Source organism: Vibrio sp. Vb1574, from assembly GCF_033338675.1.
This window is the reverse complement of sequence record NZ_JAWOTC010000027.1, coordinates 51,440-61,823: the sequence shown is the minus strand read 5'-3', so window position 1 is coordinate 61,823 and position 10,384 is coordinate 51,440. Positions and strand designations below refer to the sequence as shown.

16 protein-coding genes are annotated in these 10,384 nt (G+C 40.0%); 2 read left to right on the top strand and 14 right to left on the bottom strand.

Translation table 11 applies throughout. From position 1 onward, the window contains the following. Positions 1-71 precede the first annotated feature (71 nt). From R7O12_RS16215 to R7O12_RS16175, 9 genes are all read right to left on the bottom strand, one after another. A complete protein-coding gene (locus R7O12_RS16215; protein ID WP_005377016.1) occupies positions 72-581 on the bottom strand; it encodes a hypothetical protein in 510 nt (169 codons plus the stop codon). Between the two features lie 87 nt (positions 582-668). After that, positions 669-1,148 (bottom strand): hypothetical protein, encoded by a 480-nt coding sequence (locus tag R7O12_RS16210; RefSeq protein WP_031781251.1) that lies wholly within the window; start codon positions 1,146-1,148, stop codon positions 669-671. A 142-nt stretch (positions 1,149-1,290) separates the two neighbouring features. Then, positions 1,291-1,764, bottom strand: a complete 474-nt coding sequence (locus R7O12_RS16205) for a hypothetical protein (RefSeq protein WP_238855021.1) — start codon at positions 1,762-1,764, stop codon at positions 1,291-1,293. 144 nt (positions 1,765-1,908) lie between these two features. Continuing rightward, positions 1,909-2,307 (bottom strand): DUF6232 family protein, encoded by a 399-nt coding sequence (locus R7O12_RS16200; RefSeq protein ID WP_025519062.1) that lies wholly within the window; start codon positions 2,305-2,307, stop codon positions 1,909-1,911. A 135-nt stretch (positions 2,308-2,442) separates the two neighbouring features. Further along, positions 2,443-2,784 (bottom strand): SH3 domain-containing protein, encoded by a 342-nt coding sequence (locus R7O12_RS16195; RefSeq protein ID WP_017635398.1) that lies wholly within the window; start codon positions 2,782-2,784, stop codon positions 2,443-2,445. 148 nt (positions 2,785-2,932) lie between these two features. Beyond that, positions 2,933-3,298 (bottom strand): hypothetical protein, encoded by a 366-nt coding sequence (locus R7O12_RS16190; RefSeq protein ID WP_031858551.1) that lies wholly within the window; start codon positions 3,296-3,298, stop codon positions 2,933-2,935. 654 nt (positions 3,299-3,952) lie between these two features. Beyond that, positions 3,953-4,438: a GNAT family N-acetyltransferase gene (locus R7O12_RS16185; protein WP_054577451.1), complete on the bottom strand. Its 486-nt coding sequence runs from the start codon at positions 4,436-4,438 to the stop codon at positions 3,953-3,955. Between the two features lie 135 nt (positions 4,439-4,573). Further along, positions 4,574-5,116: a GNAT family N-acetyltransferase gene (locus tag R7O12_RS16180; RefSeq protein ID WP_318126125.1), complete on the bottom strand. Its 543-nt coding sequence runs from the start codon at positions 5,114-5,116 to the stop codon at positions 4,574-4,576. 139 nt (positions 5,117-5,255) lie between these two features. Beyond that, entirely contained in the window at positions 5,256-6,200 is a 945-nt protein-coding gene (locus R7O12_RS16175; RefSeq protein WP_318126124.1) for an FKBP-type peptidyl-prolyl cis-trans isomerase, read from the bottom strand. A 210-nt stretch (positions 6,201-6,410) separates the two neighbouring features. On the opposite strand from R7O12_RS16175, the gene R7O12_RS16170 reads away from it, so the two are divergent. Both R7O12_RS16170 and R7O12_RS16165 read left to right on the top strand, forming a co-directional pair. Further along, positions 6,411-6,695 carry a type II toxin-antitoxin system RelB/DinJ family antitoxin gene (locus R7O12_RS16170; protein ID WP_045491794.1) on the top strand — a complete coding sequence of 95 codons (285 nt, stop codon included), beginning with the start codon at positions 6,411-6,413 and terminating at the stop codon, positions 6,693-6,695. Next, positions 6,692-6,970 carry a type II toxin-antitoxin system mRNA interferase toxin, RelE/StbE family gene (locus R7O12_RS16165; protein WP_062889197.1) on the top strand — a complete coding sequence of 93 codons (279 nt, stop codon included), beginning with the start codon at positions 6,692-6,694 and terminating at the stop codon, positions 6,968-6,970. The genes R7O12_RS16170 and R7O12_RS16165 overlap by 4 nt, the downstream gene beginning before the upstream one ends. A gap of 135 nt (positions 6,971-7,105) precedes the next feature. Here the strand turns inward: R7O12_RS16165 and R7O12_RS16160 are convergent, their stop codons facing one another. From R7O12_RS16160 to R7O12_RS16140, 5 genes are all read right to left on the bottom strand, one after another. Beyond that, positions 7,106-7,471 (bottom strand): T6SS amidase immunity protein Tai4 family protein, encoded by a 366-nt coding sequence (locus R7O12_RS16160; RefSeq protein WP_017635409.1) that lies wholly within the window; start codon positions 7,469-7,471, stop codon positions 7,106-7,108. A 184-nt stretch (positions 7,472-7,655) separates the two neighbouring features. Next, positions 7,656-8,021, bottom strand: coding sequence for a hypothetical protein (locus R7O12_RS16155; protein WP_318106155.1), 366 nt, complete (start codon positions 8,019-8,021; stop codon positions 7,656-7,658). 142 nt (positions 8,022-8,163) lie between these two features. Further along, positions 8,164-8,601 carry a hypothetical protein gene (locus R7O12_RS16150; RefSeq protein ID WP_005386962.1) on the bottom strand — a complete coding sequence of 146 codons (438 nt, stop codon included), beginning with the start codon at positions 8,599-8,601 and terminating at the stop codon, positions 8,164-8,166. A gap of 147 nt (positions 8,602-8,748) precedes the next feature. Next, the gene (locus R7O12_RS16145; RefSeq protein WP_025789460.1) at positions 8,749-9,186 is read right to left on the bottom strand and encodes an NUDIX hydrolase; all 438 of its coding nucleotides are present in this window, start codon (positions 9,184-9,186) and stop codon (positions 8,749-8,751) included. A gap of 137 nt (positions 9,187-9,323) precedes the next feature. Then, a complete protein-coding gene (locus R7O12_RS16140) occupies positions 9,324-10,202 on the bottom strand; it encodes a hypothetical protein (protein WP_318106146.1) in 879 nt (292 codons plus the stop codon). Positions 10,203-10,384 lie beyond the last annotated feature (182 nt).

The following is a 10,384-nucleotide window of genomic DNA, read 5'->3' as shown; positions in this document are numbered from 1 at the left end:
GCTTGGTTACAAGACACCAACAGAGTATATTTATGAGCAGCTACTCTAAGTGTCGCACTTCAAACTTGATACTAAGTTCGTAGCTTTTGTAGTCCTCGAACTGCCCGGTTAGTCGACTCTACCAAGTCAGTCCGCTTCAATTTATCTCGAATTGCCAACGCTTCTATGAACTGTTGCTCAGCCAGTTCATAGTTGCCAAGCTCAACGTTCAATTTACCCAAATGCTGTAAACTAAAACTCAAAGAGAGCTCACAAGCAAAATCCTGGCTTTTTAGGAATTCTTTTTCAGCGCCAATCATGTCACCTGCATATTGCAGAGCTATACCTGAAGCATGGGTTGACCAGAACTTGTTCTTAACGCTAGACGTTGAAGTTTGCACTTTAGAAGCCATCCAATAAGCCAACCTACATAGCCCGATGATTCGTAAACAATCGGCTATCAATATTAACTGCCACTCTAGCTTCTCTTTTTTGTTTGAAAGTTTGAATATGAGAGCCTTATATAGCTTTACAACAAGTTTATGGAAAACGCTAAAAGTTACCCTATCTCTTTGATACTCCACCACGTCCTCCAAGAACATAACGCCGCATTAAGGTGTGAGCGGCGCTTGGCTAAACTTGAGCGAAGCGAAACTGCCAAGCGTTGCGAATCACTCTTAAATGCTTTGTTATGTACGCGCTTCAATGTATTGGCTCAATATTTCAATTTGCTGGTCGTGTAAAGTTAGCAAAGGACTGATTAACATAGCCTCTTTACCGCCTCTTTTAAGTGACAATAGAACTACTTTTGGATCACTATATAAATTAAGGAAAGGAAGACCGACGGCTTCGAAGTAGAGCTTCAATCTACGTGCAGAACCTACAGCATCGTCATACGAAGCCACAGGAAAGCGTCGTTGACCAACACCCTCTATGTTTCCAAGCTCAGCACCAACAATTATCAACTTCTTCCTTTTATCCAAAAATTCAACTGCAACATCAGCTGTTGCATCAAAATCTGACACATGATTAATACAACTGATATGCAAATGCCAATTGCAATTACCAGACTTTAACTTAAAAGTGCGCTGTGATTTAACGTACTTCCACTCAGGAAGAAGAGAACACAGCTCAGTCAGAAATACTTCCTGTAGTTCAGAAACTTTCATATTCCCTCAATTACATAACGCCCAATTAAGGGGTGAGTAACGCAACACCGATGCCAACGCAAACCACCTTAATCACTAAAATTAACGCATAGTAAAAATGCCACGCGTTACGAATCCCTCTTGAATTGTTTGTTAGGCGAAATTAAACGTAACGCACTTCACTATTTATGTCATCAATTTCAAAAACTTCTAGTCTGCGACTTTGTTCAACTACACGCCCAGAGATCATTTTCATATTTGACCAAGAATGCCATGTCTCAGGGTCTTTCCTGCCGCTATCACGTAAGGTGTCTTCAACGAATAAAACCTTTACGTCTTTACTATCTTGGCGAGGTGATATATCTAATATTTCACCATTAACTTTTAAAACACTATGAAACTCAGCTTCGATAAAAGAACGCTTACGATCTTCCCATATTAACCAACCATAAATGACTTCACCGCCATTTTCGGCTGCTTCAGTTTCACAATTATTGAAACAATACCTTGCTCTATAATCGTCACTCTTATGTGTATACCTCAAATATTGAGCATTTCGATTATTAATTCCTAACTCTGCAATTAACGCTTTAACCGTCGAGTTAATCTTTTTCGGAGTTTTGGGATTCAAATTCATATACTATTGTTCCTTTCTGCATTCGCCTAACGCCTTGTTAAGGTGTGAGGCACGCAATACCGAAGGTTCCGCATAACACCTTAACCACTAAAACCAACGCATAGTAAAAATGCCACGCGTGCCGAATCACTCTTGAACAATTTGTTATACGAATTTCTTCAGTGCCAACACTTGCTGTTCAAATAACTCACAATCTGACTTTGAGTATGACTTAGCGACATTAACCCATTGAACGCCCGTTTCATCTATGTGGCGAAACTCGACTTGAAGTGCATATTTAGAACAACGAAAAAGAGCAAAAACCAAACCTACAACCGTCAGACTAAGAACTAAAACTAGTAGCCATTGTGGCACCTCTTCCAACCTTGGAATAACTAACCAAACTGCCCCTGAAAAAACACACACCCAGAATAAAACTTGACCTAAATTATCAAGAAAACTTAACTTTTTAACCCTAACATTGTTTATCTTAGACAAAGGATATGAGTCTTTCTTAAACCTGAACTCTTTTGAATCCAAGTTAAAATCAGTATTTTTGTACATAATTTCCCTCTATTCGTATAACGCCTTGTTAAGGTGTGAGGCACGCAATACCTAAGCTTCCGCATAACACCTCAACCACTGAACCTAACGCATAGTGAAAATGCCACGCGTGCCGAATCACTCTTGAACAATTTGTTATGTACGTTGTACCGAGCGCACTGGTACCCAACCAATTTCACCCGTTGACCTCGAAACTCGATACCACTCATTGAGTTCAAACTGCACTGACAGCTTTTCACCAATGACTGTATTGAGCTCCACATTGTCATAGTCATAACGCAAAACACCTTCTGAGATTCCTTCAATCTTTTCGATATATTGAACTGGAGCCCAACCCTGCAGACCTTCACTACTGGTTATAAAAATCCAATTGGGAAACTCGTCGTCAATTGCACCGAGAGCCACTTTATCACCTTGTTTCAAATAAAACGGATTGGGATATTCTGAGACGTGTTTTTCCGTAGCGACTACTTCCATATTTTCTCCAAAGTACATAACGCCCAATTAAGGTGTGAGGCACGCCATACCGATGCTACTGCATACCACCTTAGTCACTTAAACCGACGCATAGTAAAAATGCCACGCGTGCCGAATCACTCTTAAATTGTTTGTTAGCTTTTTGGGCTTAAAACCTAATATTATCAATCGGAATAATTGCCCATTTAGCCGGACGCAAATCAGCTTCAAAACCAACCAATGCACAACCAGAGAACAACATGGCGAGTACAACTAACCATGTCCATCTCACGTACTTACGTTTATCAACCAGTTCTTGTGAACCTACACAATCCAACTCAGAGCCAAGAACTATTGTGCGAAATAAACCAAGCTGATTCTGATAAAATTCGTTAAAACTAGGTTTACCCTGTACTTGCCAATTTGTACGAGCATACTCTTTCCAACAACTATAAAAATCACGACATAGGAAATAGTTCATCAGCAAAGCCAACGCAATCACTAACAGTATTATAATTCCTAGCAATGTAAACATGTATTTTCCTCGTGAAAGCTAACGCCTTGCTAAGGTGTGAGTAACGCAACACAAAAGCTACCGCACAGCGCCTTAATCACATAAACCACCGCAAAGTAAAAATGCCACGCGTTACGAATCACTCTTAAGCAATTTGTTAGTACATGCGCTACTTCTATTTATGCGCTCCAAGATATTGAAAATTGAGATGATATGAAAGGCTTTGAACACTGAAGTGAGACGGGCAGCTACAAAACTTAAACTCGGTTAAGAGGCGAAAGTTGGCTAGAAGAAAAACGCACTGAACTGCCCTACTTTTACTGGCTTCAAATTAGAAAAGGATTCGTTCCTCGCACTTCGACGGCAACACCAAAGAAAGACAATTCTGACTTAGTAAAAACCACGAAAGAGAAGAAGCACCAAAGAAATAGGCTAAGAGTTGGAAACCGTAAACGGTGAAATCAAAGCGAACACACCGCATATAGTGCCACCGGAAAGAACGTGAAAGGTACAAACTGTAAGGTGTAAATACGAACACCAAAACAGATAAACACCGAAACTTATGACCTTTGGTGCCAACCCCGTACTAACGCCGCATTAAGGTGTGAGCAGCGCTTGGCTATACTTGAGCGAAGCGAAAACGCCAAGCGTTGTGAATCACTCTTAAATGCTTTGTTATGTTCGTAGCCATTTGTACATGACGTAGCTATCAACTAACCCTAAATGAGCATGCTTATATGCCTTGGGAATTGTACCTATGATTTGAAACCCTAGCTTCTCCCAAAGCTTCACAGCAACTTCATTGGTAGAGACCACGCTGTTAAATTGCATGGCATCAAAGCCAAGTCTTAGAGCTATTTCCTGAGAATGCTCACACATTAGGCGTGCAATGCCCTTACCTCTAGCTTCGCTAGAAACCATGTATCCACAATTACATATATGGCTACTTGGCCCCATTGCATTTGGCTTGATGTAGTAAGAGCCCAGTACAACGTCATTTTCTACGAAAGCAAAAGCTTTCAGGGGAGATCCACACCATAAAGCGAAGGCTTGTTCTAGCGTCATATTTGGGTCAAAGGCATAAGTTTCTTGTGCCTGAATTACCGCTGAAAATGTTGGCCAAAACGACTCAAAATCGGCTTTTGTGATTTCCCTAATCATCAATTTCCTCCTAGAACATAACGCCCGCTTAAGTGGTGAGCAACGCAATACCGATGTTTCCGCATACCACCTAAATCACTAAAGTTGCCACAAACCACAAATGCCACGCGTTGCGAATCCGTCTTAAAGCGTTTGTTAGGCTTCCAGCTCACGATATAGCACTAAGCAATTGTATTCTTTGCCGAATTCTATTTCTTGTTCGAAAGCTCGAATTTGCGTAAAACCTTGTCTGTACCAGAACCTAAAAGCAGAAATGTTTTCTGCATAAACATTTAAACCTACGTTTTGTAGATTTGCGTACTCACAGGCTACGGCAATAACACTACTAACTATTTCTGAACCCAAGCCTTTACCTTTAAAACTCGGTAAAATTGTTAACATAGGAAGCCAAAGTGTGCCAGTTGACGGAGCATGAAACTCCATCTGTATATAACCAACCACTTGACCTTTCTTTGTGCTAATTTTTCTTAGGTAAAATGCACCTTGCTCGTCAGATAATTTTGACTTGTTGCTTTCAGCTATTAATTTTTCATACTCGGTGATAGACCATTCCCTAAACGTTGGGTCCATTGCTTTTACATTTAAGTTACTGTCAAAGATTGACTTGGCTAGCTCCGCCTCATCACTTGAAAACTCAGTGAAAACCAAATTTTTGGATTCCCATTGTGGTATCAACACTAACAAATTCCTCCTTGAAGCCTAACGCCCTGTTAAGGTGTGAGCAACGCAATGCCGAACCTACCGCATACCACCTTAAACACTAAACTTACCGCATAGTAAAAATGCCACGCGTTGCGAATCACTCTTAAACAGTTTGTTAGCTTGTTTTTACAGGTATCATTTGAGTTTCAACGCGTTTTATTTTAATTTGAAATTGTGCCTGCTTGCCCTGCAAATTTGAAGCATGGTAATCTTCTGGGAACTTCAACGAAACCTGTACGTCTTCGCCACTATGTCGCTGAAGCAAACCTTCTTCAAAACCTGGAATCATTCGACCTTGTCCAAGTATCAGTGGGAAGTTTTCAGCTTTCCCACCCTCGAATTCCTGACCATCAATTGTACCAACAAAGTCAATTGTGACTTTATCCCCTTTTGAAACTGGCTTATCTGTCTTTACCCATTGAGCTTGATGCCGATTTAAATCATATTTAAACCCTTCTTGTATGAGTCGCTCTTTCTCCATATTTAACAATTGTTCACGTTGATCTAGAGCTTTCTCACGCTCAACGATAGTCTCTAATGTTACAACTTTTTCGAGTTCAGTTCGTTTAGCCCTCTCAAGCTCAAGTACTTTTGATTCAGTTGCGTGTTTCTCTGTTAAAAAACGAGCTTCATCTTCGGCTGCTTGAGTACGACGAACTTGCTCTTTAGTTCTTTTTTCCTCAAGTTCTATTTCTCTTTCCTTTTCTCGGAAAAGCAGCTCTAGGCGTTTATCTTCAATTTCTATTTTTTTATCATACTGAAACATTTGCTCATCGTTTCTATGAGCAGACAACATTGGTTCTATATATTTAAGTTTTATCTTCATTAAAGCTAAGTTAATTAAGGGCAACAAATAAATATATGCAAATACTAACAGTAGTGGAAAGAATAAGTCTGTTTGCCAGTCAAACTTTAAGCCACTGATATATTGTAGCTTTTTATTTGGTCGATCATCACTTAAGAGTATGTAAACCACCGTATAGTTGTTTACTACAACCCACGATAAAACAAAATTCGCTAAAAATGCATTTTTTATACGTTCTGAAATTACATCCGTCATGCTGCTTTCATTAATTATAAACTCCTAAAAGCTAACGCCCAATTAAGGTGTGAGGCACGCAATACGATACTTCCACATACCACCTTAAACACTTAAACCAACGCATAGTAAAAATGCCACGCGTGCCGAATCACTCTTAAATTGTTTGTTAGTTGCCCATCTCAAAGCCTAGTGCTAACATTTGTACACACACCAACAAAGGAATAAATCATGGACACTAGAATTCAATTTCGTGTTGATGAAGAAACAAAACGCCTAGCTCAACAAATGGCTGAGAGCCAAGGTCGCACTCTGAGTGACGCATGCCGTGAACTTACTGAGCAACTCGCTGAACAACAAAGAAAAACATTGTCTCACGATACATGGCTAACTGAACAAGTAAATCTAGCATTTGAGAAGTTTGACTCAGGAAAGTCCGTTTTCGTTGAGCACCAAACTGCTAAATCTCGAATGGAAGAGCGCAAAGCCAGAATCCGTAATCGAGGTAAGCAATGATTTTATGGGAAGAAGAGTCACTTAATGATCGTGAAAAGATCTTCGAGTTTCTCTATGACTTCAACCCTGATGCGGCAGAAAAAACTGACAACCTCATTGAAGCAAAAGTAGAAAACTTGCTTGAACAACCTTTAATGGGTGTACAACGAGATGGTATCCGCGGACGATTACTCATTATTCCTGAGATTTCGATGATTATCTCTTACTGGGTCGAGGGCGATATCATCCGAGTTATGCGTGTACTCCACCAGAAACAAAAATTCCCTGCGGATTAATTGCTTCCTCTGGGGAACTAACGCCCTGTTAAGGTGTGAGCAACGCAATACCGAATCCCCTGCATACCACCTTAAACATTAAAACCAACGCATAGTGAAAATGCCACGCGTTGCGAATCACTCTTAAACAGATTGTTATAACTCTGGTTTTGCCTTTGAGTACAGCTTATGCACGACGTCCGAGTTAGAGAAATCGATACAATAGGCTAACTCTATCACGCTACCATTTTTTGATTTGTAAGCTGTAGTATTTCCGCTTTCCAATAACTCACTTAGATCAAAGAATACCTCCAAAGGCAAATCCGAGAACTCTCGATAACCTTGCATTGCTGTGACCGCATCTTTAGCCACATCAGAGCCCTTGTATTTGGTTGCGATACAAGATGAAAGAGCAAAATTTTTGAACAATCGTTCATCACTTTGAGTGCTTAGAGGGCTTGCGTTGAGTCCCAAACTAAAAACAGCAACCCAAATGGTACCGACTAATATTCTAGTTTTCATAGGTTAGCCCTCTTTGCTTCTGAGAAGTAATGATGAAATGACAAAAGAGTTATAACGCCGCGTTAAGGGGCAGCTACGCGCTGCCACCGAACTTCAATTTACCACTGAAAACACAGATACCAATATTTGAGCAAAAGTCGCCACGCGTTGACTGTCCCTCTTGAACGCTTTGTTATATGCGAATTCAATTGAACCCCATATTTATAATTGCTAAACCAACCACATAATACGGCATCCCAACTCCAAACCAGAGCCAGTAACAAGGTGACTTTATAGCATCTTTTAAACGGACTTTTTTCCCTCCTAAGATCGGGAGCTCAAAGTCCGGAAAATACTTTCTTGTTATCTCCGTACTAACATGGATTAACGCATAGCATACAGCTAAAAATGACAGTAAAAACAATATAAGGATTACAGGTATTTTGTAAATTATTGAGCCAGCTTGTATATCTGGCAATGCTAACTTAATCCCTCCGGCCAGAAAGACAAAGTACGCTAAAGCTTGAAATGAATCTTTTAACAAATCCTTATCTTTAAGAAATTCTCTCATAAGTCCCTCCTAGCATATAACGCCCTGTTAAGGTGTGAGCAACGCAATACCGATGCCGCCGCATACCATCTTAACCACTAAACGCAACGCATAGCAAAAATGCCACGCGTTGCGAATCACTCTTAAACAGTTTGTTATGTTTTTACTTTACACGCCGTACTTTTGCTGATGTGCCAGCTACATGCATAACATTACCACCGCCTGGGTTATAGATAAGAACTTCAGGTCGGTGAGCATATTTATACTGATATTTGTATTGAGATTGTTGCCAGACTTGTCCGTTTTGTAATTGATAAGATGTTTCACCTTCCCAGCCTTTGAAGTCTCCATTTATTCTACTTTTCATGACACCGTCAATTTGACGGATTGGAACAATTTCATCTTGACCATCAACCTGAAGATATAGCCTGCCATTACGTCGAAGAATATGTACTTGAGGACAGTAAGAGTAGTAATACCAGTACTTATATTCATCTTGAACCCAGCATGTTCCATCCATTAATTGGAACAAAACCTCATCATCAAAACCTTCAAATTCCCCATCAATTTGGGAAGAATGTACAATTTCATACCCTTGCATGATATCTCCTTAAAAACATAACGCCCGCTTAAGTGGTGAGCAACGCTACCACGATACTCAATTATTGCACCGTAAACGCAAAAGCCAATTCAAACCAAAACTGCCGAGCGTTGCGAATCCGTCTTAAAGCGTTTGTTATGCGATTTTTCAAAGGTTGCTATTAAGTCTTTGATTAAGCTCCCACAAGGCTATTCTGTTTGAGTCATATTTCAAAAGTTCACTAGCCTCTTGAAAACCACACCAACGAAATTTTGTATGCTCATTTGATAGCTGAGGCTCAGTAGACACCCGAGCCGAAAAAGAATATTCAGGCACAACAAACTGATGATTAGTCCAATTTTCATGGCCAGCATAGTACACTTTTGGGAGCATACACATTGAGTCCAATCGCTGCCAATCACAGCCAATTAAACTAGTTTCTTCTTTAAGTTCACGCTTTGCTGCCTCGAGAATGGATTCACTATCTTCACCACCACCTGAAATAGCTTGCCATACACCATTATCACTTCGTTTTCCGATTAAGTAACGAGGTTGTTCATTGAGTATTTGATACGGAAATACTAATACTTGAAATGGTGCTCTCATTGGTTTTTCCTCAAATCGCATAACGCCCTGTTAAGGTGTGAGCAACGCAATACCGAAGCTCCCGCATACCACCTTAAACACTAAACGCAACGCATAGTAAAAATGCCACGCGTTGCGAATCACTCTTAAACAGTTTGTTAAATTTTTTCTGCTGTAATCTCAGGGAATAAAGTTTCTTGCTCAGGAGAACCAATTCCATGATAGGAAAGATTTATACCATCTCCGGAATCCTTGGCTATCAATTTAACATTAAATAAATAACCGCTTTCTTCACGCTTTACCGCAGCAATTTGACCCCCGACTAAACTCAACTTTTGTTTTGCTGTTGGACGAAAGCATACATTATAGCCACCTTTTTTAGCCACTGATGGATAGCACCAAGCGTCCTGTACATCAGGTGGCAAATCAAAGTAATCTTTGGTGATAGATTCAGAAATACGATATAAGTATTCAGTACCATACCCAACATCACGTACAAATTCATGTTTTAAGAAGTCTTGAATCATTCTTAATTTTAGAATTTCATCTTTAGATAACCCTTCAATATTCGGTGGAAAACCAATGCCTGTTACTTTGATAGGTGTTAGAGCTTCGTAGACGATCAAGGAAAAGTTCTGGTCATCAACCACCTTCAGCTCTTCTATAGCGATATCTGGAGCCATGGGAGCAGTATACAATAATGATTCCCGCTCTCTGTTCAACCGCCCAGCTTTCACAACTTGACTTGGCGGCTCCCAACAATCAGATACTGTAGACATAGATTTCAATGGTAACCTTGTATCTCCTTCAGCTATATTTCTTACGCGATAAAACCTAGTACCAGATGGGTACGAAGCACTAACTGGCGTCAAGTATGAACAACTACCACTTGGTGTCTCAAAAGAAATTACCTTTGCTATTTCGTTTTGAACTTCTTGATAATCGAGCTTTTTAAAGTCTAACTCGCGAAAAGCACAAATTTTGTCATGCAAATCAGATATATCCACATACTTTAAGAATTCTTTAATTTGAATCACACTTACCTTAAGAAAAATTTAACGCCGCATTAAGGGGTGAACAACGCATTCTACCCAAACTAAACCATTGTGCCGTAAACACTAAAGCTAATTCAAACCAAAACTGCCAAGCGTTGTGAATCCCTCTTGAATGCTTTGTTAGTTGCCCATCTCAAAGCCTAGTGCTAACATTTGTACACACA